Source organism: Roseovarius sp. MBR-79 (assembly GCF_053628555.1).
The window spans coordinates 307,525-333,823 of record NZ_JBRJGP010000002.1; the positions used below are offsets into that span (position 1 = coordinate 307,525).

At 65.0% G+C, this 26,299-nt stretch carries 31 protein-coding genes; 1 reads left to right on the forward strand and 30 read right to left on the reverse strand.

The features are described 5' to 3' along the window. Window positions 1–14: 14 nt before the first annotated feature. The 26 genes from ACSSV8_RS03340 to ACSSV8_RS03465 all read right to left on the reverse strand — a co-directional run bounded on the left by ACSSV8_RS03340 (window position 15) and on the right by ACSSV8_RS03465 (window position 22,786). Window positions 15–1,562, reverse strand: coding sequence for an NADH-quinone oxidoreductase subunit M (locus ACSSV8_RS03340; protein ID WP_454281492.1), 1,548 nt, complete (start codon window positions 1,560–1,562; stop codon window positions 15–17). Then, entirely contained in the window at window positions 1,562–3,604 is a 2,043-nt protein-coding gene (gene nuoL, locus ACSSV8_RS03345) for an NADH-quinone oxidoreductase subunit L (protein ID WP_454281493.1), read from the reverse strand. Before nuoL ends, ACSSV8_RS03340 begins: the two co-directional genes overlap by 1 nt. 5 nt (window positions 3,605–3,609) lie before the next feature. Further along, window positions 3,610–3,915 carry an NADH-quinone oxidoreductase subunit NuoK gene (gene nuoK, locus ACSSV8_RS03350; protein ID WP_354537223.1) on the reverse strand — a complete coding sequence of 102 codons (306 nt, stop codon included), beginning with the start codon at window positions 3,913–3,915 and terminating at the stop codon, window positions 3,610–3,612. 76 nt (window positions 3,916–3,991) lie between these two features. After that, a complete protein-coding gene (locus ACSSV8_RS03355; RefSeq protein WP_454281494.1) occupies window positions 3,992–4,600 on the reverse strand; it encodes an NADH-quinone oxidoreductase subunit J in 609 nt (202 codons plus the stop codon). Next, on the reverse strand, window positions 4,597–5,010 hold the full coding sequence (locus ACSSV8_RS03360; protein WP_354537225.1) for a carboxymuconolactone decarboxylase family protein: 414 nt from the start codon (window positions 5,008–5,010) through the stop codon (window positions 4,597–4,599). Before ACSSV8_RS03360 ends, ACSSV8_RS03355 begins: the two co-directional genes overlap by 4 nt. Further along, on the reverse strand, window positions 5,007–5,501 hold the full coding sequence (nuoI, locus tag ACSSV8_RS03365) for an NADH-quinone oxidoreductase subunit NuoI (protein ID WP_354537226.1): 495 nt from the start codon (window positions 5,499–5,501) through the stop codon (window positions 5,007–5,009). Before nuoI ends, ACSSV8_RS03360 begins: the two co-directional genes overlap by 4 nt. A gap of 3 nt (window positions 5,502–5,504) precedes the next feature. Next, the gene (nuoH, locus tag ACSSV8_RS03370) at window positions 5,505–6,542 is read right to left on the reverse strand and encodes an NADH-quinone oxidoreductase subunit NuoH (protein ID WP_354537227.1); all 1,038 of its coding nucleotides are present in this window, start codon (window positions 6,540–6,542) and stop codon (window positions 5,505–5,507) included. Window positions 6,543–6,555: 13 nt separating this feature from the next. Then, a complete protein-coding gene (locus ACSSV8_RS03375) occupies window positions 6,556–6,960 on the reverse strand; it encodes a hypothetical protein (protein ID WP_454281495.1) in 405 nt (134 codons plus the stop codon). Window positions 6,961–6,962: 2 nt separating this feature from the next. Beyond that, window positions 6,963–8,975 (reverse strand): NADH-quinone oxidoreductase subunit NuoG, encoded by a 2,013-nt coding sequence (gene nuoG, locus ACSSV8_RS03380; RefSeq protein ID WP_454281496.1) that lies wholly within the window; start codon window positions 8,973–8,975, stop codon window positions 6,963–6,965. A 6-nt stretch (window positions 8,976–8,981) separates the two neighbouring features. After that, the gene (locus tag ACSSV8_RS03385; RefSeq protein ID WP_354537230.1) at window positions 8,982–9,380 is read right to left on the reverse strand and encodes a DUF5333 domain-containing protein; all 399 of its coding nucleotides are present in this window, start codon (window positions 9,378–9,380) and stop codon (window positions 8,982–8,984) included. A gap of 124 nt (window positions 9,381–9,504) precedes the next feature. Continuing rightward, on the reverse strand, window positions 9,505–9,858 hold the full coding sequence (locus ACSSV8_RS03390) for a hypothetical protein (RefSeq protein ID WP_454281497.1): 354 nt from the start codon (window positions 9,856–9,858) through the stop codon (window positions 9,505–9,507). Further along, entirely contained in the window at window positions 9,855–11,153 is a 1,299-nt protein-coding gene (gene nuoF, locus ACSSV8_RS03395) for an NADH-quinone oxidoreductase subunit NuoF (RefSeq protein WP_354537232.1), read from the reverse strand. The genes ACSSV8_RS03390 and nuoF overlap by 4 nt, the downstream gene beginning before the upstream one ends. 4 nt (window positions 11,154–11,157) lie before the next feature. Continuing rightward, window positions 11,158–11,379, reverse strand: a complete 222-nt coding sequence (locus ACSSV8_RS03400; protein WP_354537233.1) for a DUF5337 domain-containing protein — start codon at window positions 11,377–11,379, stop codon at window positions 11,158–11,160. Between the two features lie 12 nt (window positions 11,380–11,391). Further along, the gene (locus ACSSV8_RS03405; RefSeq protein ID WP_454281498.1) at window positions 11,392–12,165 is read right to left on the reverse strand and encodes an NADH:ubiquinone oxidoreductase; all 774 of its coding nucleotides are present in this window, start codon (window positions 12,163–12,165) and stop codon (window positions 11,392–11,394) included. 34 nt (window positions 12,166–12,199) lie between these two features. Beyond that, window positions 12,200–13,411, reverse strand: a complete 1,212-nt coding sequence (locus ACSSV8_RS03410) for an NADH-quinone oxidoreductase subunit E (protein WP_454281499.1) — start codon at window positions 13,409–13,411, stop codon at window positions 12,200–12,202. A 1-nt stretch (window position 13,412) separates the two neighbouring features. Next, the gene (locus ACSSV8_RS03415; RefSeq protein ID WP_354537236.1) at window positions 13,413–13,700 is read right to left on the reverse strand and encodes a hypothetical protein; all 288 of its coding nucleotides are present in this window, start codon (window positions 13,698–13,700) and stop codon (window positions 13,413–13,415) included. Continuing rightward, on the reverse strand, window positions 13,697–14,914 hold the full coding sequence (locus ACSSV8_RS03420; RefSeq protein ID WP_354537376.1) for an NADH-quinone oxidoreductase subunit D: 1,218 nt from the start codon (window positions 14,912–14,914) through the stop codon (window positions 13,697–13,699). Before ACSSV8_RS03420 ends, ACSSV8_RS03415 begins: the two co-directional genes overlap by 4 nt. After that, window positions 14,914–15,117, reverse strand: a complete 204-nt coding sequence (locus tag ACSSV8_RS03425; protein WP_354537237.1) for a hypothetical protein — start codon at window positions 15,115–15,117, stop codon at window positions 14,914–14,916. The genes ACSSV8_RS03420 and ACSSV8_RS03425 overlap by 1 nt, the downstream gene beginning before the upstream one ends. Further along, window positions 15,114–15,719 carry an NADH-quinone oxidoreductase subunit C gene (locus ACSSV8_RS03430; RefSeq protein WP_454281500.1) on the reverse strand — a complete coding sequence of 202 codons (606 nt, stop codon included), beginning with the start codon at window positions 15,717–15,719 and terminating at the stop codon, window positions 15,114–15,116. Before ACSSV8_RS03430 ends, ACSSV8_RS03425 begins: the two co-directional genes overlap by 4 nt. After that, entirely contained in the window at window positions 15,716–16,249 is a 534-nt protein-coding gene (locus ACSSV8_RS03435) for a NuoB/complex I 20 kDa subunit family protein (protein ID WP_354537239.1), read from the reverse strand. Before ACSSV8_RS03435 ends, ACSSV8_RS03430 begins: the two co-directional genes overlap by 4 nt. Continuing rightward, window positions 16,240–16,605 (reverse strand): NADH-quinone oxidoreductase subunit A, encoded by a 366-nt coding sequence (locus tag ACSSV8_RS03440; RefSeq protein ID WP_354537240.1) that lies wholly within the window; start codon window positions 16,603–16,605, stop codon window positions 16,240–16,242. Before ACSSV8_RS03440 ends, ACSSV8_RS03435 begins: the two co-directional genes overlap by 10 nt. A 220-nt stretch (window positions 16,606–16,825) precedes the next feature. After that, window positions 16,826–17,611 carry a crotonase/enoyl-CoA hydratase family protein gene (locus tag ACSSV8_RS03445; protein ID WP_454281501.1) on the reverse strand — a complete coding sequence of 262 codons (786 nt, stop codon included), beginning with the start codon at window positions 17,609–17,611 and terminating at the stop codon, window positions 16,826–16,828. A 53-nt stretch (window positions 17,612–17,664) separates the two neighbouring features. Then, on the reverse strand, window positions 17,665–18,531 hold the full coding sequence (locus ACSSV8_RS03450) for a hydroxymethylglutaryl-CoA lyase (protein ID WP_454281502.1): 867 nt from the start codon (window positions 18,529–18,531) through the stop codon (window positions 17,665–17,667). Further along, complete coding sequence (locus ACSSV8_RS03455) at window positions 18,528–19,190, reverse strand: glutathione S-transferase family protein (protein WP_454281503.1); 663 nt, start codon at window positions 19,188–19,190, stop codon at window positions 18,528–18,530. Before ACSSV8_RS03455 ends, ACSSV8_RS03450 begins: the two co-directional genes overlap by 4 nt. Beyond that, entirely contained in the window at window positions 19,187–21,124 is a 1,938-nt protein-coding gene (locus tag ACSSV8_RS03460; RefSeq protein ID WP_454281504.1) for an acetyl/propionyl/methylcrotonyl-CoA carboxylase subunit alpha, read from the reverse strand. Before ACSSV8_RS03460 ends, ACSSV8_RS03455 begins: the two co-directional genes overlap by 4 nt. Before the next feature lie 57 nt (window positions 21,125–21,181). After that, window positions 21,182–22,786, reverse strand: coding sequence for a carboxyl transferase domain-containing protein (locus ACSSV8_RS03465; protein WP_454281505.1), 1,605 nt, complete (start codon window positions 22,784–22,786; stop codon window positions 21,182–21,184). Between the two features lie 137 nt (window positions 22,787–22,923). Here ACSSV8_RS03465 and ACSSV8_RS03470 point away from each other — a divergent pair, with 137 nt between their 5' ends. Continuing rightward, window positions 22,924–23,535, forward strand: coding sequence for an OmpW/AlkL family protein (locus ACSSV8_RS03470; protein ID WP_454281506.1), 612 nt, complete (start codon window positions 22,924–22,926; stop codon window positions 23,533–23,535). 71 nt (window positions 23,536–23,606) lie between these two features. Here the strand turns inward: ACSSV8_RS03470 and ACSSV8_RS03475 are convergent, their stop codons facing one another. Genes ACSSV8_RS03475 through ACSSV8_RS03490 form a run of 4 tightly spaced genes read right to left on the reverse strand, consistent with a single transcriptional unit; the run spans window position 23,607 to window position 26,161 of the window. Next, on the reverse strand, window positions 23,607–25,175 hold the full coding sequence (locus tag ACSSV8_RS03475) for an AMP-binding protein (RefSeq protein WP_454281517.1): 1,569 nt from the start codon (window positions 25,173–25,175) through the stop codon (window positions 23,607–23,609). Between the two features lie 5 nt (window positions 25,176–25,180). Further along, window positions 25,181–25,468, reverse strand: a complete 288-nt coding sequence (locus ACSSV8_RS03480; RefSeq protein WP_454281507.1) for a hypothetical protein — start codon at window positions 25,466–25,468, stop codon at window positions 25,181–25,183. Between the two features lie 4 nt (window positions 25,469–25,472). Next, complete coding sequence (locus ACSSV8_RS03485) at window positions 25,473–25,949, reverse strand: lysozyme inhibitor LprI family protein (protein WP_454281508.1); 477 nt, start codon at window positions 25,947–25,949, stop codon at window positions 25,473–25,475. After that, window positions 25,946–26,161 (reverse strand): hypothetical protein, encoded by a 216-nt coding sequence (locus ACSSV8_RS03490; protein ID WP_354537249.1) that lies wholly within the window; start codon window positions 26,159–26,161, stop codon window positions 25,946–25,948. Before ACSSV8_RS03490 ends, ACSSV8_RS03485 begins: the two co-directional genes overlap by 4 nt. Window positions 26,162–26,299: the final 138 nt, after the last annotated feature.

A 26,299-nucleotide genomic window follows, 5' to 3' on the forward strand; every position in this document is an offset into this window, starting at 1 on the left:
AGGGCCTCCGGGGATCAGTGCGCAACCTGCGCCACCGCCGTCGCGGCACGCGCGACGGATTGGGCAAGCTCGACATTGGAAATCAGCGCCTCGACAGAGGGGCCGGTGATATCGGTGACAAGCCGCGGATAGACGCCCAGAAGCAGCGTCATCACCACCAGCGGCGCAAAGATCGCGCGCTCGCGGCGGCTCATGTCGGTGATGGTCTTGAGGCTCTCCTTGATGAGATCGCCCATCACCACCCGGCGGTAGAGCCAGAGCGCATAGGCCGCCGAGAGGATCACGCCCGTGGTGGCCACCGCCGCGACCCAGGTGTTGACCTGAAACACGCCCACCAGCGTCAGAAACTCGCCGATGAAGCCGGATGTGCCCGGCAGGCCCACATTGGCCATGGTGAAGAACATGAAAATGAGCGCATAGGCCGGCATCCGGTTCACGAGGCCGCCATAGGCATCGATCTCGCGGGTGTGCATCCGGTCATAGATCACGCCGACGCAGAGAAAGAGCGCCCCCGAGATGAAACCGTGGCTGATCATCTGGAAGATCGCGCCATCGAGCCCCTGCTGGTTGGCCGCGAAAATCCCCATCGTGACATAGCCCATATGCGCGACGGAACTGTAGGCGATGAGCTTTTTCATGTCCTCCTGCGCCAGCGCCACGAGCGAGGTATAGACAATGGCAATCGCCGAAATCCACAGGATGAACGGCGTCAGCACCTCCGCGCCCACCGGGAACATCGGCAGCGAAAAGCGCAGGAAGCCGTAGCCGCCCATCTTCAAGAGGATCGCCGCCAGCACCACCGAACCGGCCGTGGGGGCCTGAACGTGCGCATCCGGCAGCCAGGTATGCACCGGCCACATCGGCATCTTGACCGCAAAGCTGGCAAAGAACGCCAGGAACATGAGCGTCTGCATCCCGCCCACGAGATGTATCCCCAGAACCGGGAAACTGTCGGAGGCGAATTCGTGCCGCAGGAGCGTCGGGATATCGGTCGTGCCCGCCTCGGCGAACATCGCCACCATCGCCACCAGCATCAGCACCGAGCCAAGAAAGGTGTAGAGAAAGAACTTGAACGCCGCATAGATCCGCGCCTTGCCGCCCCAGATCCCGATGATGAGGAACATCGGAATGAGCCCCGCCTCGAAGAAGAGGTAGAAAAGCACCAGATCGAGCGCCATGAACACGCCCAGCATCAGCGTCTCAAGCAGCAGAAAGGCGATCATGTATTCCTTGACGCGGGTCGTCACGCCCCAGGACGCGGCGATGGTCAGCGGCATCATGAAGGTGGTCAGCATCACGAAGAGCACGCTGATCCCGTCCACGCCCATCTTGTATTTCAGGCCCAAAAGCCATTCGCGCTCTTCCACGAACTGAAAGCCGGTATTCGACGCATCAAACCCGAACAGGATGAAGAGCGAGACAAGGAAGGTCAGCACCGTTGCAATCAGCGCCACCCATTTCGCGTTGGTCTGCGCCGCTGCATCCTCGCCGCGCAGGAACACGGCAAGGATCGCCGCCGCGATGGCCGGGATGAATGTTACGATGGAAAGAAGGTTGTCCATCAGTTGGCCCCCCCGAAGATGGTCATCCAGGTCACGAGCGCGACGATGCCGAGCACCATGGCAAAGGCATAGGTGAAGATATAGCCCGACTGCGCGCGCCCCGCGAGGCGGGTAAGGCGCGGGATCAGCCCCATCGCCACCCCGTTGAGCGAGCCGTCGATCACGTCCCCGTCGCCGCGCTTCCACAGCAAGTGCCCCAGCGCCTTGGCCGGGCGAACGAAGAGAAAGTCATAGATCTCGTCGAAATACCACTTGTTGAGCAGGAACAGATAAAGCGGGCGGTTGGTTTCGGCCACGCGGCGCGGCATCGCCGGATCCCAGACATAGAACCAGAGCGCGGTGATGAGGCCGATCAGCATGGCGACAAAGGGGCTCACCTTGACCCATGTCGGCGCGTGATGGGCGTCGTCCAGAACGTGGTTGTCGGGATGCATGAAGATCGCCCCCTCGGGTGCCACGCCATGCGCCACCGGCGCGGCCTCGCCATGGGTGTCGTTCGCCTCGGCATGGGCTGCAATCCCGAAGAATCGGTTCACCTGCTCATGGCTGCCGAAAAAGCTGCCATACCAGATCATGCCCGCGAACACCGCGCCAAGCGCCAGCACGCCAAGCGGCACCAGCATCACGGTAGGGCTTTCGTGCGCGTGTTCATGGGTATGCTTGTCGCCGCGCGGCGTGCCGAAGAAGGTCAGGAACATCAGGCGCCAGCTATAGAAAGAGGTGAAGAGCGCCGCGATGACCAGCATCCAGAACGCATAGCCGCCCGCCGTTCCGGCCCATGCACTCTCGATCACCGCATCCTTCGAGAGGAACCCGGCAAAGCCGATATGGGTGAGCGGGATACCGACGCCGGTGATGGCCAGCGTGCCGATCATCATCGCCCAGAACGTATAGGGCATCTTGCGGCGCAAGCCGCCATAGTTGCGCATGTCCTGCTCGTGATGCATCCCATGGATGACCGACCCGGCGCCCAGAAACAGCATCGCCTTGAAGAAGGCGTGGGTGAAAAGGTGGAACATCGCCACCGAATATACGCCCACGCCTGCGGCCACGAACATATAGCCAAGCTGCGAGCAGGTCGAATAGGCGATCACGCGCTTGATGTCGTTCTGCACAAGTCCCACGGTCGCGGCGAAAAACGCGGTCGAGGCCCCGAGGAACACAACGAATGTCATCGCCTCCGGCGCGTATTCCATCAGCGGCGACATGCGGCATACAAGAAACACGCCCGCCGTCACCATCGTGGCCGCGTGAATGAGCGCCGACACGGGCGTCGGGCCTTCCATCGCGTCGGGCAGCCATGTGTGCAGGAAAAGCTGCGCCGATTTCCCCATCGCGCCGATGAACAGCAGCACCGCAATCAGGTTGGCCGCGTTCCACTCGGTCCAGAGGAAGGTCAACTGCGTCTCGGCCAGCATGGGCGCTGCGGCAAAGATATCGTCGAACCGCACCGAGTCGGTCAGGAAATAAAGCGCCATGATCCCAAGCGCGAAACCGAAATCCCCCACCCGGTTGACCACGAAGGCCTTGATCGCGGCGGCATTCGCGCTTGGCTTGCGGTAATAAAAACCGATCAGTAGGTAGGAGGCGACGCCCACCCCTTCCCAGCCAAAGAACATCTGCACCAGGTTGTCGGAGGTCACCAGCATCAGCATGGCGAAGGTGAAGAACGAGAGATAGGCAAAGAAGCGCGGCCGATAGCTCTCGTTCTCGCGGAAATTCTCGTCATGCGCCATGTAGCCAATGGAATAGAGATGCACGAGCGCCGAAACCGTGTTCACCACGATCAGCATGATCGTCGTCAGCCGGTCCACCCGGATCGACCACGCGGCATCGAGCGTGCCCGACTGCACCCAATCAAGGATATGCACCGCCTGCGCCTCATGCGCGCCTTGCAGGAACACGACCCAGCTCAGCACCGCGGCCAGAAACAGAAGCCCCGTGGTCAGCCATTGCGCGCCCTTGTCACCGATGACGCGCCAGCCGAAGCCCGCGATGATCGCCCCGATGAGTGGCGCGAAGAGGATTATCTTGTAGATCATCGGGATCAGCCTTTCATCACGTTGACGTCTTCCACGGCGATGGTGCCGCGGTTGCGGAAGAAACAGACAAGGATCGCAAGGCCGATGGCGGCCTCGGCGGCGGCAACGGTCAGCACGAAGAGAGTGAACACCTGCCCCACCAGATCCCCCAGATGGGCGGAAAAGGCGACGAGGTTGATATTGACCGACAGAAGCATCAGCTCGATCGACATCAAGAGCACGATGACGTTCTTGCGGTTCAGGAAAAGCCCGAAGATCCCGATGACGAACAGCGCGGCGGCCACCGTCAGATAATGTTCAAGTCCGATCATGTCTGTCCCTCCGGGCCGTGCCCGATTGTCGTCTTTGTCCTGGGGCGCGCGCCGACGCGCCGCATCCCCGCGCCGTTCAGAGCCCCTGCCCCGGCTTCACATCGCGCAACTCCATCGCCTTGGCCGGATCGCGATACATCTGCGCCAGCACATCCTGCCGCTTGACCCCCTCGCGGTGGCGCAGCGTCAGCACGATCGCCCCGATCATCGCCACCAGAAGGATGAGCCCGGCAAGCTGAAAGAGGATGAAGTATTGATCATAGAGCAGCAGCCCCAGAGCGGCGGTGTTCTCCACCCCCTCGGGCGTCACCGCGCGGCGCGCCGCCTCGGCCCCCTCGGCCATCTGCCAATTGCCGAAGGCGATGCCGAACTGCATGAGCAGGATCACCCCGATCAGCAGCGCGAGCGGCATGTATTTCGCCATCTCGGCCTTCAACTCGGCGAAATCCACGTCGAGCATCATCACCACGAAGAGGAACAGCACGGCGACCGCGCCCACGTAGACGATGATCAGGAGCATCGCCACGAACTCGGCCCCCAAGAGCACGAAAAGCCCCGCCGCGCTGATGAAGGACAGGATCAGCCAGAGCACGGAATGGACCGGGTTGCGGCTCACCACCGTGAAAAGCCCGCCCACCAGAAGGGCCGCCGCGAAAAGATAGAAGGACATCGCCGCTATGGTCATTTTTCCGATCCTTTCTCGCCTGCCTCGTCCATGACCTCGCGCGCGAAATCCATCGCGCGGGTCATCGAGGGGATGCCGGCAAACATCGCCATCTGCGCGATGGTCTCGGCAATCTCGTCCTTGGTGGCACCGGCCTCAAGCGCGTGGCGCACGGTCAGGCGGATCTGCGTATCGCTCTGCGCGCCCAGCATCGTCAGCCCCGCCAGCGTGATCAAAAGCCGCGTCTTGGCGTCAAGCCCGTTCTTGTTGACGCCCTTGCCGAAACTCATCTCCATGAATTCCTTTGGCATGGTCGGCCACAGCTTCTCGAACCCCTTGGGCGAAAAGCTCTCGAGCGCGGGGTTCATCGCCTTGGCCATTTCCTGGGCCTGACGCATCATCATCTCGAATGGGTTGGTTGGATCGCTCATCGGTAGGGTGCATCCATTTCGAGGTTGCGGGCAATCTCGGCCTCCCAGCGGTCGCCGTTCTCCAGAAGCCGCGCCTTGTCATAGAAAAGCTCTTCGCGCGTTTCGGTGGCAAACTCGAAATTCGGCCCCTCGACGATGGCATCCACGGGGCAGGCCTCCTGACAGAAGCCGCAATAGATGCATTTCGTCATGTCGATGTCGTAGCGCGTGGTCCGCCTGCTGCCGTCGTCGCGCGGCTCGGCGTCGATGGTGATGGCCTGCGCGGGGCAAATGGCCTCGCAGAGCTTGCAGGCGATGCAGCGTTCTTCGCCGTTGGGATAACGGCGCAGCGCGTGCTCGCCGCGAAAGCGGGGGCTAAGCGGTCCCTTTTCATGCGGATAGTTCAGCGTCGCCTTGGGCGCGAAAAAGTATTTCAGCCCCAGCTTGAAGCCGACGTAGAAATCCTTGAGCAGGAAATACCCCGCCGCGCGTCCGTAATCCATCTGCGTCATGGCTCAGCCTCCTATCGCCCAGCGGGCCCAGAACCCGCCGAGAACCTCGAATTTCGCAAGAAACGCCACGATCACCACCCAGGCCAGCGACATGGGCAGGAACACCTTCCAGCCGATCCGCATGAGTTGATCGTAGCGGTAGCGCGGGGTGATCGCCTTGACCATGGCGAAGAGGAAGAAGAAGAACGCCATCTTGCCGACCATCCACAGCACCCCGTCGGGCAGGCCCGGAACGGGCGAGAGCCACCCGCCGAAGAACAGAAGCGAGATGAGCGCGCACATCAAGAAAATCGCGATATATTCGCCCGCCATGAACAAAAGAAACGGCGTCGAGGAATATTCCACCTGATAGCCCGCCACCAGTTCCGATTCCGCCTCGGGAAGGTCAAAGGGCGGGCGGTTGGTTTCGGCCAGGGCGCTGATGAAGAACAGGAACACCATCGGCAGATGCGGCAGCCAATACCAGCCGAAGAACCCGTAGGCGGTGTCCTGCGCCGCCACGATGGCGCTGAAATTGAGCGAGCCGGTGGAGATGATGACGCCGATGATGATGAGGCCGATCGACACCTCGTAGGAAATCATCTGCGCCGCAGACCGGAGCGAGCCGAGGAACGGATATTTGGAGTTCGACGCCCATCCGCCCATGATCACGCCGTAAACCTCGAGCGAGGAGACGGCAAAGACGAAAAGCACGGCCACGTTGATATCCGACAGCACCCATCCCTCGTTCATCGGGATCACCGCCCAGGCCAGGATCGCCAGCACAAAGGACGTCATCGGCGCCAGCAGGAACACCGGCCGGTCTGCCCCCGCCGGGATCACCACCTCCTTGACCACGTATTTCAGCGCGTCGGCCACCGATTGCAGCAACCCAAAAGCGCCCACCACATTGGGCCCGCGCCGCATCTGCACGGCGGCCCAGATCTTGCGGTCGCCATAGACAAGGAACAGCAGCGAAATCATCACGAAGCCGACAATCGCCAGGCATTGCGCGAGGATCAGAACGAAGGTCCCGAACGGGGTTGTCAAGAATTCAGCCATTTGCTCCCGGTCCTCATACCATCGGTATTCCGTTTTCCGCGCAATTCGCGGCGACGACTTCGGCGTCGAGTGTCATCAGCCCCCGAGGCAGCGACTCGGAGATCGTATAAACCGCATCGCCCTGCCAGTTACCACCCTCTTGCGACACCTGTGTGCGCACATGGCGGGCAAATCCATAGCCGCGGATCAGCGTGTATTGCGCCGCGGCGCACTCGGCATAGGCCTCCACGTCCGAGGCATCGCGCGCGCCCCGCATGGTGACGTGAAAATTCACCAGATCACCATCCAGAAGCCGCGTCTCCACGCCCCGGTAATCGGGCCTAAAATCGGGCATGACAGCCGCGCCGTCCGGCTCGGCGCACCCCGCAAGCCCGCCCGTCAGGCCGAGCGCGAGCGCGGGTATCAGGGGCGCGGCCATCTTCACTCCGCCGCTACCGGCTCTGGCCTGCGCGCACGGGCGAGCGCGCTCAACTCGGCCATCAGCTCGCTGGCGCGCGCAATCGGGTTGGTCAGATAGAAATCGCCGATGGCGGCCCCGACCTGCCCCGCGCCGATCTCGGTCGCGGGCAAGGGCTGCCAGTCGTTTTCCGGCACCTCGTCGATCCGCGCCAGATGCGGCACCGCCTTGACCAGGCCCTGACGCAATTGCGCAAGGCTGTCAAAGGGCAGCACCGCGCCCGTCTCACCCGAGAGCGCGCGCAGGATCGCCCAGTTCTCCTTGGCCTCGCCGGGGGCGAAGCCCGCGCGCAGCGCCAGTTGCGGGCGCCCTTCGGTATTCACGAAGAGGCCCTGTTCCTCGGTCCAGGCCGCGCCCGGCAGGATCACGTCGGCGCGATGCGCGCCCCGGTCGCCGTGGCTTCCCTGATAGATCACAAAAGCCCCCGGCGCGATCTCGATCTCGTCGGCGCCAAGGTTGTAGACCACATCGGCGCCCTCGAGCGCCGCCGCGACACCGCCCTCGCAGGTGGCATCCACATCCATCGCGCCGACGCGGCCCGCCGCCGTATGCAGCACCAGAAGGCCGGCACCCTGCTTTTCGGCCACCTGCATGGCAAGGCTCAACACGCCGGCACCGTTCTCGCCGCGCAGCGCGCCCTGCCCCACGATCACCAGCGCGCCCTCGCGCGGGGTCGCCTCGTTGAGAAGGCGCGCCAGAAACTTGTTGCGCGCGCCCAGTTGCTCGGCCCCGAAGGTCAGATCGGCCGGCTGGCCCACATGCACGATCTCCGCCCCCTTGAGCCAGGCCTTGCGGATGCGCGCCCCCAGAACCGGCGCCTCGGTGCCCGGATCGGTGCCGATCAGGGTGATGTGTTTCGCGTGGTCGATATCCTCGATCAGCGCGGTGCCGACATAGGCCGAGCGGTTGCCCGCAGGCAGCGCCGCGCCGTCGGTGCGGCACTCCACCACGCCGCCCTGCCCCTCGATCAGCAGCTTGAGCGCATAGGCCGCCTCGACCGGGGCCAGATCGCCGACCAGACCGGCCAGTTTCGACGCACCCTTGATTGCGCCCGCCGCAGCCGCCAGCGCCTCGGGCCAGCCAGCGGGGCGCAAACGCCCGTTCTCGCGGATATAGGGCTTGTCGAGCCGCTGCCGCCGCAGCCCGTCCCAGACAAAGCGGGTCTTGTCGGAAATCCATTCCTCGTTCACGCCGTCATGGTTGCGCGGCAGGATGCGCATAACCTCGCGGCCCTTGCAATCGACGCGGATATTGGAGCCGAGCGCGTCCATCACGTCGATGGTCTCGGTCTTGGTCAACTCCCACGGCCGCGCCGTAAAGGCATAGGGTTTGGAGACCAGCGCACCCACGGGGCACAGATCAATGATATTGCCCTGAAGATTGCTGTTGAGCGTCTCACCCAGATAGGAGGTGATTTCCGCATCCTCGCCGCGCCCGGTCTGACCCATGACATGCAGCCCCGCCACCTCGGTGGTAAAGCGCACGCAGCGGGTGCAGGAGATGCAGCGCGTCATATGGGTTTCCACCAGCGGGCCAAGGTCCAGATCCTCGGTCGCGCGCTTGGGCTCGCGGTAGCGGCTGAAATCCACGCCATAGGCCATGGCCTGATCCTGAAGATCGCATTCGCCGCCCTGATCGCAGATCGGGCAGTCAAGCGGGTGGTTGATGAGCAAAAACTCCATCACCCCCTCGCGCGCCTTCTTGACCATGGGAGAATTGGTTTTCACCTGCGGCGGGCTGCCATCGGGAAAGGGGCGCATGTCGCGCACCTGCATGGCACAGCTTGCCGCCGGTTTCGGCGGGCCGGGCTGGACCTCGACCAGACACATCCGGCAGTTGCCCGCGATCGACAGGCGCTCGTGATAGCAAAAGCGCGGGACCTCGACGCCAACCTGTTCACAGGCCTGAATCAGCGTCATCGCCGCCTCGACCTCGATTTCCTGCCCGTCGATGATGATCTTGCGTAGGTCCGCCATCCCGTCTCACCTTGCCCTGAGAAGCGCGCCGATCCGGCTTTGCTTCTCGATTTCGTCCCGGCCAAGCACACAGAGGCTCGGCCCGTCATTCGGTTCCGCGCCGCGCGCCCGGATATAGGCATCGGCGCGCGCGCGCATCTTCCGTTTCTCTTCGCGATCCTTCACGTAGGCCTCGATCTCGGCCTCCGAATAGCCGCGCGCCACCGCCTCGGCCTTCAACTCGTTCATGAGACCCAGACCGCGAAACATGCGCGCCGAAATGCTGTCGCACCGCTTGCGGATCTCGTCGGCCACAGACATTTCCATCAGCCGCTGATTGATGTCCGTCTCCTGCGCCAGAGAGGCCGCACTTGCCCCCGGCACCGCCAGCCCGAACCCCAGAATTGCCCCCAGAATCACACGCATGACATGGCTCCTTTCCCGTCAAACCGGAGCGCGGCCAACGCGGCCCGCCCACCTGCGTCGCAGATGGGAAGGCAGCGGCCTGTCATGCAATAACAGGCAAACCAAACCCCTGATATGACAAAGGTCAACGCCATATGACGCAGGTCCCCGACACCGACACGCGATCCCCCGAACGGGTATAAACAGGCCCCTCCTGCCCCTCGCGCGCCCCTTTCCATTCGATGGCAGAGGTGCCGAAATTCGCGATGCAATGGCGCGTGGCCTCATGCACCGCCGCCTTGCGCGCGCCTTCGACACCACGCCCGGCCCGGCCCACCGACGCGGTGAAGACACGCCGGTCGCTGCGCTCGGCGCGCGCCTTCGCCGGATAATAATTCCCGTCGAACAGCACACGCTCCTCGCGCTTGGCGCATCCCGCCACAAGCACCGCACAAAGCAGGATCAGCCCCGCCCGCCGATATGCGCCTGCCCCGCTCACTCTGCGGCCACCGCGCTGATGCGCCCGGCCTTCTGCGCGCGGATACGGTCCTCGATCTCGTCGCGGAAATTGCGGATGAGGCCCTGAATGGGCCAGGCCGCCGCATCGCCAAGCGCGCAGATCGTGTGCCCCTCGACCTGCTTGGACACGTCGAACAGCATGTCGATTTCCTCGATCTCGGCCTCGCCGCGCACCAGCCGCTCCATCACCCGCATCATCCAGCCGGTGCCCTCGCGGCAGGGCGTGCATTGCCCGCACGACTCGTGCTTGTAGAATTTCGACAGCCGCCAGATTGCCTTGACGATATCGGTGCTGCGGTCCATCACGATCACCGCCGCCGTGCCGAGGCCCGAGCGCAGATCCTTTTGCAGATAGTCGAAATCCATGATCGCGTCGCGCATGTTCTCTCCGCGCACGCAGGGCACGGACGACCCGCCCGGGATCACCGCCAGCAGATTGTCCCAGCCGCCGCGGATCCCGCCACAATGTTTCTCGATGAGTTCCTCGAAGGGGATCGACATGGCCTCCTCGACCACGCAAGGCGTGTTGACATGGCCCGAGATGGCAAAAAGCTTGGTGCCCGCGTTGTTGGGGCGGCCAAAGCCCGAAAACCATTCCGGCCCGCGCCGCAGGATGGTGGGCACCACGGCGATGCTCTCGACATTGTTCACCGTGGTGGGGCAACCATAAAGCCCCGCCCCCGCCGGGAAGGGCGGCTTCATGCGCGGCATGCCTTTTTTGCCCTCAAGGCTTTCCAGCAGGGCGGTTTCCTCGCCACAGATATAAGCGCCCGCGCCGTGATGCAGGTAGAGGTCGAAATCCCAGCCCGACTTGCAGGCGTTCCTGCCGATGAGCCCCGCCTCGTAGGCCTCGTCGATGGCCGCCTGAAGCGCCTCTTTCTCGCGGATGTATTCGCCGCGAATGTAGATATAGCAGGCATGGGCATTCATGGCGAAACTGGCGATCAGACACCCCTCGACCAGCGTATGCGGATCGTGGCGCATGATCTCGCGGTCTTTGCAGGTGCCCGGCTCGCTCTCGTCCGCGTTGACCACCAGATAGGCGGGGCGCCCGTCGCTTTCTTTCGGCATGAAGGACCATTTGAGGCCGGTGGGAAAGCCCGCGCCGCCGCGCCCGCGCAGCCCGCTCGCCTTCATCTGGTTCACGATCCAGTCGCGCCCGTTCTGGAGGATTTTCGCAGTTCCGTCCCAATGGCCCCGCGCCATGGCCCCCTTCAGGCTGCGGTCATGCATCCCGTAGAGATTGGTAAAGATACGATCCTGGTCTTTCAGCATCCCGTCACCTCCGGTTGCCCTGACGCGCGCGCCAGAGTTGATAGATCAGCACGAAGGCGTAGACGAAGCCGCCAAGCGCCATCAGATCGAACAGCGCGCGCATGCGCAGGCTCAGTCCATATTGAGCCCCGATCAGCGAGGCGAGGACCCAAAGCACCCCCGTCCCCGCAATCACAAGCGCGGCGCGGCGCCCAAGGCGCGCGATCTCCTGATCCTGTTGCGGCATCGTCCTTCATGCTCAATATACATCGCCCTCGCCGACACGGCGCGAGAACTCGGTCTCGCCCCCGGCCGCGAGGATTTTCGCCTGATCGACCCAGCCATCGCGGCTGACCCGGCCCTTGAAGCCCTTGAGGTTCTCATCGACCCAGGCCACCTCGGCAGCGGTCCAGTTCGCGATCTGCTCGTAATGATAAAAGCCCAGCTCGTTGCACAGCTTTTCCAGCTTCGGCCCCACGCCCTTGATCGCCTTGAGATCGTCGGCCTTGCCGTCCTTGGGCGCGCTCAGCGCCTCGGGGCGGGTGCCCACGTCGGCCTCGTCCTGCTTTGCGGCCGGGGCCGCTTGCTCTCCATAACGCCATTCGCCCTTGCGCGTCGACAGCTCTTCTTCGCCGTCCAGCAGCGTGCCCGCCCTGACGGCAGGGGCCGCCGTGGCAGCGCTCGCCGTCGGCTCTGCGGCATGGGCAGGGGCAGATGCGGCGGCGGCGGCGGGTTTGGGCGCGGGCGCGTCGTCATCCTCGTCGAACGGGGCCTTGTAACCCGTGATGCCCGTGGCCTGACGCAGGCTTGCCTCGACGTCTTTCGCCTCGATCCCGCGATCCTCGGCCCCATAACCGGTGCAGATGAGCCGACCGAAAACCAGCCCGATAAAGGCCGCAAAGGCCACCGCCAGCAGCAACGCGGCAAGAAATCCGACCGAGCCGGTTGCAGAGACCAGAACGGCCAGGCCGGCCAGGGACGCCAGGCCCCAGCAAACAATCTGGCAAGTGCTCAGTTTCGACGTTGTGGACATGTCACTCTCTCCCGTTGGTTCTCAGATTGGCGCGTCAGTAGACATCGCCTTTCTTGACCCGGGCGGAAAACTCCGTCTCCTTGCCCTCGGCCAGCAGTTTTGCCTGCTCAACCCAGTTGTCACGGCTGACCCGTCCCTTGAATCCTTCAAGGTTCAGGTCCACCCAACTGACCTCTTCCTCCGTCCATGCAGCGATCTGATCGAAATGGTAAAAACCCATGGAATTGCACAGCTTCTCCAGTTTCGGCCCGATCCCCTTGATCCGCTTGAGATCGTCCGCCTTGCCCGCACGCGGGGCGCTCAGCGCCTCGGGGCGCTTGCCCTCGGCGGGCACGGCCTCGGCGACGCTCTGCTTGGCGTCCGGCGCGGGGTCCGCTTTGGATGCCTCGGCCTTGGCCGTTTGCGCCTTCGCCTCTTCGGGCTTTTTCTCGGCCTTGGCCATCGGCGTGGCCTTGGCTTCGGCCTTTGCCGCTGCCGTCACGGCGACAGGTTCCGCGTTGAGTGTGACCGAGGACGGCGCGGGCTTGTGATTGGCCCCCTTCTCGCGCCAGGGGGCCAGGATCGGCACCTCGGTGCCGTCGATGCGCTTCACGGTCTCGCCCAGATCGACGGCCGCCTGCGCGCTGGCATTATACTGCGCGCGCCCGCTCTCGAACTCGGTCAGGCTCGTGAGCCCCGATTTCGGCTCGGCGGCATAGCGCCCGTTCTGCGGCCCCGGCACGGGCACCTTGCCCGCGGCCAATTCGTCGATGATCTCGGAGAACCGCGCGGCACTCAGATCCTCGTAATAATCCTTGCCGATCTGCGCCATCGGCGCATTGGCACAGGCCCCCAGGCATTCCACCTCTTCCCAGGAAAACTTGCCATCCTCCGAGAGCTGATGCGGCTTCGGCGCGATTTTCTCGCGGCAGACCGCGATCAGGTCCTCGGCCCCGCAGATCATGCACGAAAGCGTGCCGCAAATCTGGAAATGTGCAATACTACCAACAGGTTGCAACTGGAACATGAAGTAGAACGTGGCCACTTCCAGCGCGCGGATATAATCCATGCCCAGCCGGTCGGCGACATGCTCGATGGCCGGGCGGCTCAGCCAGCCCTCCTGCTCCTGCGCGCGCCACAAAAGCGGGATGATCGCGCTTGCCTGCCGCCCCTCGGGGTATTTGCTGATCTGCGCCTCGGCCCACTCCTGATTGGCAGGGGTGAAGGCAAAGCTTGCGGGCTGCTCGTGGTAAAGACGGCGTAGCATCTCAGGCACAGGCTCCTGTGGTCAGTTTCACGCCACCGCCGGGCAACCGTTCGGCCCCCCCGGTGGACAGGTAACGCCCGGTGATGTCGAGAAGTTGCTGGCGCGCCAGCCCCGTCTGCATCTCCATGGCCAGAAAATCGCCCTCGGTCACGAGGGTGCAGTTGAGGCTTTGCGCCGCCTGCTCGTAAATCGCCAGATCGTCGCGCGTGGTGCCTTGCGGCGGCACGACACAGCCGGCCACAAGGCCAAGCCCGGCCAGTGCGACGCTCAGGCGGCCCAACTCGATCAACGGTCGATCTCCCCGAAGACCACGTCCATCGTGCCGATGATCGCCGCCACATCGGCCAGTTGATGCCCCTTGGCGACATGGTCCATCGCCTGCAAATGCAGGAAGCCCGGCGCGCGGATCTTGGCGCGATAGGGCCGGTTGCTGCCGTCGGCCACGAGATAGACGCCAAACTCGCCCTTGGGGGCCTCGACGGCGGCATAGACCTCGCCCTCGGGGACGTGAAACCCTTCGGTATAAAGCTTGAAGTGGTGAATGAGCGCCTCCATCGAGGTCTTCATCTCGCCGCGCGACGGCGGGGTGATCTTGCCACGCGCCAGAACATCGCCCTGGCCCTCGGGCGCGCGCAACTTCTCGACCGCCTGATGGATGATGCGCAGGCTCTGGCGCATTTCCTCCATCCGGCAGAGGTAGCGGTCGTAGCAATCGCCGTTCTTGCCCACCGGGATCAGGAAATCGAACTCGTCATAGCATTCATAGGGCTGCGCGCGGCGCAGATCCCACGCCATGCCGCTGCCCCGCACCATCACGCCGGAAAAGCCCCAGTCGAGCGCCTCCTGCTGCGTGATCACGCCTATATCGGCGTTGCGCTGCTTGAAAATGCGGTTCTCGGTCAACAGGCCGTCGATGTCATCGAGCACGCGCGGGAACTCATTGGCCCAGGTCTCGATATCGTCGATGAGCGCGGGTGGCAGGTCCTGATGCACGCCGCCGGGGCGGAAATAGGCCGCGTGCAGACGCGCACCGCAGGCCCGCTCGTAGAACACCATCAGCTTTTCGCGCTCTTCGAACCCCCAGAGCGGCGGGGTCAGCGCGCCCACATCCATCGCCTGCGTGGTCACGTTCAGAAGGTGGTTCAGAACGCGCCCGATCTCGCAATAGAGCACCCGGATGAGGCTCGCACGGCGCGGCACCGGCGTGCCGGTCAGCCGCTCGATGGCCAGACACCAGGCATGTTCCTGGTTCATCGGCGCCACGTAATCGAGCCGGTCGAAATAGGGCAGGTTTTGCAGATAGGTGCGGCTTTCCATCAGCTTCTCGGTGCCGCGATGCAGCAGGCCGATATGCGGATCGCAGCGCTCCACCAACTCGCCGTCAAGCTCCAGCACCAGACGCAAAACCCCATGTGCCGCAGGGTGTTGCGGACCGAAGTTGATGTTGAAATTGCGGATCTTCTGCTCGCCGGTGAGCGCGTCCTCGAACTTGGAGCCGTCCATCATGCGCGCCCTCCGTCAAGCTTGTCGCGGAACGCCATCACCCACAAAAGGACCAGCGCCCCCAGCGGGATGATCGCCGCCAGCGCTACCCAGTTGGGGATTCCGAATTTCGGCAAGAGCCGCCAGAACGGGATCACCAGAAGCGCCGCCACGATCAGCATCATGATCAGACCGCCGCCGCCCATGCCATACCCTCCCATCATTTCCCCGCCTCCTTCTCATCACCGGGAAGGATGTATTGCGCCCCTTCCCAAGGCGACATGAAATCGAACTGCCGGTATTCCTGCACCAGCTTCACCGGCTCGTAGACCACCCGCTTTTGCGCCTCGTCATAGCGCACCTCGGTGTAGCCCGTGGTCGGGAAATCCTTGCGCAGCGGATGCCCGCGAAAGCCGTAATCGGTCAGGATACGGCGCAGGTCCGGGTGGCCCGAGAAGAGGATGCCGAACATGTCGAACACCTCGCGCTCGAACCAGTTCGCCGCCGGATAGGCCGCCGTGATCGAGGGGACCATATCCTCTTCGCGCGTGGCCACGCGCAGGCGGATGCGGTGGTTCTGATACATCGACAGCAGGTGATAGACCACGTCGAACCGCTTGGGGCGCTCGGGGTAATCGACCGCCGTGATATCCACCAACGTGGAAAAGGCGCAGTTCTGATCGGTTTTCAGAAATTCCGCCAGCCCGGCGATACTGGACAGCGACACATCGACGGTGAGTTCGCCATGGGCGATTTCCCAGCCCAGCACACAATCCGCGCGCTTGAGCTCGATATATTCGCCAAGTTCCCTGAGTGCGTTGGTCATCTCACGATCGTCCCCGTCCGGCGGATCTTGCGCTGCAATTGCAGGATCCCGTAAACCAGCGCCTCGGCGGTCGGCGGGCAGCCCGGCACGTAGATATCGACCGGCACGATCCGGTCGCAGCCGCGCACGACGCTGTAGCTGTAGTGGTAATAGCCCCCGCCATTGGCGCAGGAGCCCATCGAGATCACATAGCGCGGCTCGGGCATCTGGTCATAGACCTTGCGCAGCGCGGGCGCCATCTTGTTGGTGAGCGTGCCCGCCACGATCATCACGTCCGACTGACGCGGGGAGGCGCGCGGCGCAAAGCCGAAACGTTCCACGTCATAGCGCGGCATGGCGGTGTGCATCATCTCGACCGCGCAGCAGGCAAGGCCGAAGGTCATCCAATGGAGCGAGCCGGTGCGCGCCCAGTTCACGATATCCTCGGTCGAGGTGAGCAGAAATCCCTTGTCCTGCAACTCGGCATTGAGCGCCTGTGTCGCCACCTCGCGGTCCGGCCCGGCGGTGTTGGCCCCTGTCATCACTGCCATTCCATCGCTCCCTTGCGCCATTCATAGGCAAAGCCCGCGGTCAGCACCGCGAGGAAAACCATCATCGACCAGAACGCCGCCATGCTCAGATCCGCGAAGGCCACCGCCCAGGGAAAGAGCATGGCAATCTCCAGATCGAAGATGATGAAGAGGATCGACACCAGGTAGAAGCGCACGTCGAATTTCATCCGCGCATCGTCAAACGCGTTGAAGCCGCATTCATAGGCGCTCACCTTCTCGGGGTCGGGGTTGCGCACGGCGATGATGACGGCGGCAAGGATGAGAACAAGGCCCAGACCGATGGCAACGGCCATGAGGATCAGGATGGGGAGGTATTCCCTCAGCATCTCTTCCACGGGGTGGCTCCTTTCATGCGCGCACCCGGCGCGCATCAAGATGGCTGCATACTCCTTCGGGGTTTACCCCTGCCCCTTCACGCGGTCAACCGAAGCCGCGCGGCTTTGCCCCCTGTCCGCGATGGATTCTTGCAATTTGTATGCGGTGGTATGCGGCAATCTCCCGCAATTGGCCAAGGATTCAGACCGCGCGCGCCGCGCCGCGGCAAATCCGCGCGACTCACCCCGTCTGCCAGCGTGGTTTGCGGCGCTCGAAAAATGCGGCAATGCCCTCGGGAGCCTCGTCGCCCGCCCAAACCCCGGCCAGGGCCGCGACAGTGCCCGCGATCACATCCTCGTCAATGCGCGGCCCGAAGCCCCTGAGCAGCGCCTTGGCCGCCGCCACCGCCCCCGGCGCGCAGTCGAGGTAAGGTGCGACCTCGGCCTCCACCGCCTCATCGAGCGCGGATTCGGGCACCGCGCGCGCCAGAAGGCCAAGCCGCACCGCCTCGGCCGCGTCAAATCGGCGGCCCGACATGAACACCCGCCGCGCCATCGCCTCGCCCATGCGCGCCGCCACATAGGGGCCAATGGTGGCCGGAATGAGCCCCAGCCGCGTTTCGGTCAGCGCGAATTGCGCGCCCTCCACCGCCACCGCCACATCGCAGACGCTCATCATCCCCACGCCGCCGCCAAAGGCATTGCCCTGCACCCGGCCAATGAGCGGCTTGGGCAGCGTGTTGAGCGCCTGCAACATATGCGCAAGCTTGCCCGCCTCGTGGCTCCGGGTCGCGGGATCGGCCTCGAACTGCTCTCGCATCCAGCCCAGATCGCCACCGGCGCAGAATGTCTTGCCCCGTGCCGCCAGCACCACGACCCGCACCGCATCGTCAGCCCCCAGATCCAGAGCCGCCCGATGCAACTCCGCGATCATCTGCGCCGACATGGCATTGTGCTTGTCGGCACGGTCCAGCCAGAGCGTGGCCACGCCCCGCGCGTCCGTCTCGATGCTGATGGTTCCGCTCATACCCTCTCCTCTTCGCGCCAAATTTCTTCAAAAGAAATTTGTCAAAAATCTTTTCAAGATTTTTGCGACGCAACCCGCATCGCCCGCGCCATGTCCGCCGCACGCGCCAGCACGTGCCGGTCAAGCCCGGTCTCATAGCCCAGCGCCACCAGCCGGTCATGCACCGCCTCGGTCGCCACGTTACCCGCCGCGCCCGGCGCATAGGGACAGCCCCCCAAGCCCCCCACAGCCGCGTCGAACACCCGCAGGCCGCGCCCCAGCGCCACCTCGATATTGCCCAGCGCACGGCCCGACGTGTCGTGAAAATGCCCCGCCAACCGCTCCGCGGGCACCGCGTCGCACACCGCCGCAAGCATCGCGTCCACCGCCTCGGGCGTGCCGCGCCCGATGGTGTCGCCAAGGCTGATCTCGTAACAGCCCATCTCCCACAGGTTTTCTGCCACCCGCGCCACCTGCGCCGGGGCCACCGGGCCGTCATAGGGGCACTCCACCACGCAGGAAACATAGCCGCGCACGCGCAACCCCTCGGCCCCCGCCGTCTCCATGACGGGCGCAAAGCGGGCAAGGCTCTCGTCGATGGTGGCGTTGATATTGGCCTTCGAGAAACCTTCCGAGGCCGACCCGAAGATCGCCACCTCGTCCGCCCCCGCCTCGAGCGCGTCGGTCAAGCCCCGCAGGTTGGGCGTGAGCGCGGCATAGCGCACGCCCGGCGCACGCCGGATCCCGCGCAACACCTCGGCGCTGTCGGCCATCTGCGGCACCCATTTGGGGCTGACGAAACTCGCCACCTCGATCCGCGCAAAGCCCGCGTCGCTCAGCAGGTCCACAAGCGCGACCTTGTCGCGCGTGGCGATGCGGCCTGTCTCGTTCTGCAAGCCGTCGCGCGGACCTACCTCGAAGATTTCTACCCGTCCGCTCATGCCCCCTCCTCCGGCACGGGATAGAACTCCCGCGTATAGATATCCTGCTCGCCGTCGCGCGCTTTGGCGCGGGCATGGGCCGCGCGCGCGCGCAGGCCCTCCCAATAGGCCACAAGACGAGGGTATTGGTCCAGATCGACGTAATACCGCGCCAGTTCGAACCCATAGCCGAACATGATGTCGGCGGCCGAAAACCCGGAGGGCAAAAGATGATCGCCCGAAACCCGCCACTCCATCGCCGCAAGGCTTGCGCGCAACCGCGCGTTGAGCAGCTTCACCACCGTCACAGAGGGCTTCGCGGGCGGGCGCAGGAAAACGAGGTTGAGGTTGAGATTTTCCAGCAGAGACCCCACCGTCTCGGCATAATGCAGGATCTCCAGAAAGCGCGCCCGGTCGGGATGGCCCGGCGGCGGCATCAGCCCCGCTTGTGGATAGGTCTCGCACAGCATCTGCACGATGGCCCCGCTCTCGAACCACACATCCCCCCCATGCTCCAGCACCGGCACCCGACCGGCAGGCGACAACGCAAGGAACGCGGGCGTGCGCATGGAGCCGTCACGGATCGAGTAATAGGCCACCTCATAGTCCAGCCCCAGCTCCTCCAAGAGCCACATCACCCGCAGCGAGCGCGCCAGCGGCACATGGTGCAGCCGGATCACGCCTCCGCCTCCAGCCGGATCAGCGCCGCCCCCGCGCTCACCTGATCGCCCGCGCGCGCCAGCACCTCGGCCACCACCCCGTCGCGCGCGGCCAGAAGGCTGTGCTCCATCTTCATCGCCTCCAGCACCGCCAGCCGGTCGCCCTTGGCCACCGCCTGCCCGGCCACGGCATGGACCGCCTTCACCAGCCCCGGCATCGGGGCCTCGATCAACGCGGCATCGCCGCCCGCCGCACTATCGCGCGCCAGCGGATCGACCAGATCGAAGGCAAGGCCATATTGCGCGAAGACCGTCACCCGCGCGCCATCCACCGCCACCGGGGCCGCAGGCTGCCCGTCGAGCCGCCAGCCCCCGTCCACGCGCCGCGCCGCGACCCAGACCTCGCCCACGCGCAGATCATGCGCGCTGGCCGACAGCGTGCGCAACCGCACCGTGATCTCCTCACCGGCATGGATCAACACCACCTCGCGCTCCAGCGGCTGCCACAGGACAAAGCCCGCATCCTGCGGTGCGCCCTCCAACAGCCCCAGCCCCGCCAGCGCGGCCCAAGCCACTTCGCGCGGCCCCGGCTCCGGCACCACCACCAGCGCGTCGATATCGCGCGCAATCAGCCCGGTATCCACATCGCCGCGCGCGAACCCCTCATGCCGCGCCAGCGCCCCCAGAAACCCGAGATTGGTCACCGTCCCGGCCACCTGCGTGCGCGCCAGCGCCGTCGCCAGCCGCCGCAGCGCCACCGCGCGCGTCGGCCCATGCGTCACCAGCTTGGCGATCATCGGGTCATAGAACGGGCTGATCTCGTCACCCGCCCGCACGCCGCTATCGGCGCGCGCCCCTCCCGGGAAGGCCAGATGCGTGAGCCGCCCCGTCGCGGGCAAAAACCCCTTGGGCACATCCTCGGCATAAAGCCGCGCCTCGAACGCGTGGCCGGTGATGCTCAAATCCTCCTGCCGCGCAGGCAGCGCCTCGCCCGCGGCCACCCGCAACTGCCATTCCACCAGATCGACGCCGGTAATCGCCTCGGTCACCGGATGCTCCACCTGCAACCGCGTGTTCATCTCCATGAACCAGAACCCGTCGGGGCGCAGCCCATGCGCGCCATCGACGATGAACTCCACCGTGCCCGCACCGCTATAGCCGATCGCCTCCGCCGCGCGCACCGCCGCCCCGCCCATGGCCGCGCGCATCTCTGGCGTCATGCCGGGCGCCGGGGCCTCCTCGATCACCTTCTGATGGCGGCGCTGCAACGAGCAATCGCGCTCGAAAAGATGCACGGCCCGCGTGCCGTCGCCGAACACCTGAACCTCGATATGCCTGGGCTTGAGGATGTATTTCTCGACCAGCACATCCGAATTGCCAAAGGCCGTCCTGGCCTCGCCCCGCGCACTTTCCAGCGCATCCATGAAATCCTGCGCCCGCTCGACCAGCCGCATCCCCTTGCCGCCGCCGCCTGCCACGGCCTTGATCAGCACCGGATAACCGATGGCGTCCGCCGCCCCCGCCAGATGCTCGGGGTCCTGATTGGCCCCGTGATAACCCGGCACCACCGGCACGCCCGCTTTCTCCATCAGCGCCTTGGCGGCATCCTTCAGCCCCATCGCCCGAATGGCCCGCGCCGACGGCCCGATGAACCTGAGCCCCGCCGCCTCCACCGCCTCCACGAAATCGGGGTTCTCGCTCAGAAACCCGTAACCGGGATGAATGGCCTCCGCCCCCGTCTCCAGCGCCGCCGCGATGATCGCCTCGCCGCGCAGATAGCTCTCCGCTGGGGCCGGGCCGCCGATATGCACCGCAAGATCGGCCATCGCCACATGCGCGGCCCCCGCATCGGCATCGGAATAGACCGCCACCACCTCCACACCCATCGCGCGCGCCGTGCGCATCACACGGGCTGCGATCTCGCCCCGGTTGGCCACAAGGATTCGCTCAAACATGGCCCGTGCTCCCAGCTTCATCTTGCCTCAAATATCCAAATCCCATCATCGCCACCCTCACATCCGGAAGACGCCAAAGCGCGTCTCCGCCACCGGCGCGTTGAGCGCCGCCCTGAGCGAAAGCGCCAGCACATCCCGGCTCTTGCGCGGGTCAATGCAGCCATCATCCCAAAGCCGCGCAGAGGCATAGAGCGGATGCGACTGCCGCTCGAACATCTCCACCGTGGGCCGCTTGAACGCTTCTTCATCTGCTGCCGACCAGGTCTCGCCGCGCTTTTCCATCGCGTCGCGCCTGACGGTGGCCAGCACCCCCGCCGCCTGCGCGCCGCCCATCACCGAGATGCGGCTGTTGGGCCATGTCCAGAGGAACCGGGGCTGATAGGCCCGCCCCGCCATGCCGTAATTGCCCGCGCCGAAAGAGCCGCCCACCAGCATGGTGATCTTCGGGACGCTCGTGGTCGCCACCGCCGTCACCATCTTGGCGCCATGCCGCGCGATGCCCTCGTTCTCGTATTTGCGCCCGACCATGAAGCCGGTGATGTTTTGCAGGAATACCAGCGGGATGCGGCGCTGCGAACACAGCTCGATGAAATGCGCGCCCTTCGCTGCGGCCTCCGAGAACAGCACGCCATTATTGGCCACGATTCCCACCGGGCAGCCCGTTACGTGAGCAAAGCCCGTCACCAGCGTCTCGCCGAACCGCGCCTTGAACTCGTCGAAACGACTGCCATCGACCAGCCGCGCGATCACCTCGCGGATATCATAGGGCGTGCGCAGATCGGCGGGCACCACGCCGAGGATCTCCTCGGGGTCATAGGCGGGTGCCTCCGGGCTCTGCCAGTCCTGCATGGGCTGGGGGGCCGCGCCCAGATTGCCCACCGCGCGCCGCGCCAGTGCCAGCGCGTGCCCGTCATCCTCGGCCAGGTAATCCGCCACGCCCGAGAGGCGCGTATGCACATCGCCGCCGCCCAGATCCTCGGCCGTGACCACCTCTCCGGTCGCGGCCTTCACGAGCGGCGGGCCGGCCAGAAAGATCGTGCCCTGGTCGCGCACGATGATCGTCACATCCGACATCGCGGGCACATAGGCCCCCCCGGCGGTGCAGCTTCCCATCACCACGGCAATCTGCGCGATGCCCTTCGCGCTCATCCGCGCCTGATTGTAGAAGATGCGCCCGAAATGATCGCGGTCGGGGAACACCTCGTCCTGATTGGGCAGGTTCGCGCCGCCCGAATCCACCAGATAGATGCAGGGCAAATGGCAGTCCTCGGCGATCTCCTGCGCGCGCAGGTGCTTCTTGACGGTCATCGGGTAATAGGTGCCGCCCTTCACCGTGGCGTCATTGCACACCACCATCACGTCGCGCCCCATCACCCGGCCCACCCCGGCGATCACGCCCGCACAAGGCACCGCCCCGTCATAAAGCCCGTGCGCCGCCGTGGCCCCCACCTCCAGAAACGGGCTGCCGGGATCGAGCAGCCCCGCCACACGGTCGCGCGGCAGCATCTTGCCGCGTGAGACATGGCGCTCGCGCGCCCGCTCGCCGCCGCCCTCGGCGGCCGACGCTGCCGCCACCTCGATCTCGCGCAGCGCCGCAAGATGGGCCGCGCGATTTGTTGCAAAGGCCTCCGATGACGGCAGGGCCGATGATTTCAGACGCATGAAGGTCCCTCCTCTTGCCGCGGGCCTGTGGCAATTTTGCCGCAGCGCAGCACAGTGCCCCGAATTTGATTCACGTCAAAGTGATCTGACCGAAAAGCCCCCATACCGGGCGGCGTCAGTATGAAAGTGGAAAGACCATGAAACAGATCACAGCCCTCACCCTCGCCGCCCTCATGGCCAGCACGGCCGCCCCTGCCCTCGCGCAGGAAAAGGGTGACTTCCTGCTCGGCCTCGGCCTCGGTTGGGTCGAACCGACCCAGAACTCCGACACGCTGGCCGGTCAGATCGATGTCGACGGCAACCTGCGCCCGACGATCACGATCGAGTATTTCATCGCCGACCGCATCGGCGTCGAACTGCTGGCCGCCTGGCCCTTCGAGCATGACGCCAATCTTCAGGGCGCGGGCAAGGTGGCCGAGGTCAAGCACCTGCCACCGACGCTCTCGCTGCAATATCACTTCGTCAATGCCAGCAAGGTCACGCCCTTTGTCGGCGCGGGCATCAACTACACCTATTTCTTCGACGAGACCGGCAAGGGCGCGCTGGCCGGTGTCAATGTCGACATGGATGACAGCTGGGGCCTCGCGCTCCACGCTGGCCTCGACTACGAAATCAGCGAACGCTCCGCCCTGCGCGCCGATGTCCGCTATATCGAGATCGAGTCCGATACCAAGGTCGGCGGCGTGGATATCGGAACGGTCGAGATCGACCCTTGGGTGTTCAACATCGCCTATGTGCTGAAATTCTGATCCCCTCCCAAATCGGATTGGAACGAGAGGGCTGGCCACCGCGCCAGCCCTTTTTCCATCTGCGGGGCGGATCATGACATCCCCTCCGCCGCCGCACGCGCCTTCAATTCCTTGCGGATCACCTTGCCGGTGACGGTCATTGGCAGCGCGTCCAAAAATGCGATTTCCCTTGGATAGGAATAGCTTGCAAGGCGTTCCTTGACATGCGCCTGCAACTCCTCGGCCAGCGCCCCGGAGGCTGTGACGCCCGCACGCACCACGACATAGGCCTTGACGATCTCGGTGCGCAGGGGGTCGGGCTTGCCCACCACGCCCACCGTTGCCACCGCCTCGTGGGTCAACAGGCAATCCTCGATCTCGGCGGGGCCGATCCGGTAGCCCGCGGAGGTGATCACGTCATCCTCGCGCCCGACAAAGCGGATATAGCCGCCCTCGATCACCCCCCGGTCGCCCGTCACCAGCCAATCGCCGCGAAACTTCTCTGCCGTCTCGCGCGGTTTTCCCCAATATTCCAGCATCATGGAGGCCGAACCTCGCCTCACGGCGATATCGCCCTCGCCGGTGATCTCGCGCCCCGCCGTGTCGATCACCGCAACCTCATGCCCCGGCACCGCCCGCCCGAGACAGCCCGGCACCGGGCTGAAGAGGGTCGCGCAGGAGGTGGCCACCATGTTGCATTCGGTCTGACCGTAGAACTCGTTGATCGTGAGGCCGAACGCCGCGCGCCCCCAGTCGAGCATTTCCGCCCCCAGCGGCTCGCCGCCGCTTGCAACGCTGCGCAGGCCGTCGATCCGCGCGCCGTCCGCTTTCAGCATCCGGAGCGCGGTTGGCGGAAAAAACACATTTTTGACAGAACCTTCTCGGACGATCTTCAAGCAATCATCGACGCCGAATTTCGCCATGCGCGCCGCCGCCACCGGCACGCCGATGGCAAGCCCCGGCATCAGCACATCAAAAAGCCCGCCGATCCAGGCCCAGTCGGCGGGCGTCCAGAGGCAATCGCCGGGTTGCCCCAGAAAATCATGGCTCAACTCCACCCCCGGCAGGTGCCCGGTCAGCACGCGGTGGCCGTGCAGCGCGCCCTTGGGGCTGCCGGTGGTGCCGCTTGTATAGATCAGCACCGCAGGCTCGTCCGCGCCCGTCTCCACCGTCTCGAACGGCCCCTCGGGCAGCGCCCCGGCCTCGGGCACAAGCGCCGCAACCTCGGGCATTGCCGCCAGCAAGCCCGCGCCCTCGGCATCGGTCACGACCACCTTTGCGCCCGCATCCCCCACCCGGCTCAGCAACGCATCCTGCTTGAAGAGCTTGAACAAGGGGATTGAAATCGCACCGATTTTCCAGATCGCGATATGCGCCGCCGCGCACCACGCGCCCTGTGACCGCAGCACGCCCACCCGATCGCCCCGTGCCACGCCGCGCGCCACCAACGCGCGCGCCAGCGCGTCCGCCATGGCCCGCAAAGCGCCATAGCTCACCTCGCGCGCGCCATCGCCCGACAGATCGCGGATCGCCACGCGGTCGGGCTCTGCCTCGGCCCAGGCGTCACAGACCTGCGCCGCCATGTTGAGCCGCTCGGGGATCTCCCAGCGGAACCCGTCATGGAGCGCCTCATGAGGGGCGCGCCGCAGGATGGGCCGCATCTCTGTCACACCTCATCCTCCCGCCAGTCCGCGACCCGCCCGGCACGGTCCACGAAATACGCCACGCGTCCGCTCTCGGAGCCGCAGATCACCACCAGCCACAGCCCCCCGCCTGTTGCGGGCCGCGCCGCGCAATCGGTCACCGCCCCGCCCGTTTCGACCACGTAGCGCGCCGCAACGCGCTCGATCACCTCTGTCTCGCTCGCGCCGATGCCCCGCAGCCCCAGGATCAGCCCAAGCACACCCGCCAGCCCGACAAGCCCCGCCACCGGCAGAAGGAAGGCCCGCGCCATCGCCTCAATCCCCCAATCGGCTCGATTGCAGGTAAAGCATCTGCCGCGCCGTCTCGTGCAGGTGGCAACTGACAGAGGCCGGTCCCGCCCCGGTGCCGCCGCCCCATTGCGCCGCCTCGTAGCCGCATTTGGCATCGCGGAACCCGATCCAGGCCCGCTGCATGTCGCGCAGCGCCTCGGCCTGTCTGGGCGCGGCCGAGGCGACCTGAGCATCCTGCGCCGCCAGGTTTACGTAAAGCTGCTGATAGACCGCGTTGAGCCAGCCATCCCAATAGGCCCGTTCGCGGTCGAGACAGCCGCCCATGCCCACGGTCGTCTGCCCGCCCGGTGTCGCCTCCATGCAGGCCGAAGCCGCCTGCCCCGCGCATCCCTCGCCGCCGCCCGCGCGGATGCACGCCTCCACCGGCGCGATGTCAAAGACCAGATCCTGCGCGCCAACCGGCAGCGGCACGAGCATCAGCGCGGCAATCAGCCCCCTCATGCCATCGCCGCCATCATCTCGCGGCCCACGAGCATCCGGCGGATTTCGCTGGTATCCGTTGCCGCCCATCGCCTGCACAGCCCGATGCGCCTGCCCAGCGCAACTCGCGGCCGCGCCTGTGCGGATACTGACCTCGACCGAAGAAATGCAAAAACAAGGCCTTGCGCGGTCTCTAAGTGAGCCATCTCAATAAATGAAAGTGCGGCTTTCATCCTGATACCCCCATAGCTGCGTAAAGACGCAAAAAACCATAGCTGTCACATCCCGGAAGGTAGTATGGCTTCTTCCTGAACAACTGCGGCTTGAGTTTGTGCCAGTCCTTCATCGCCTGCAAGGGCGACCTGCTGCCC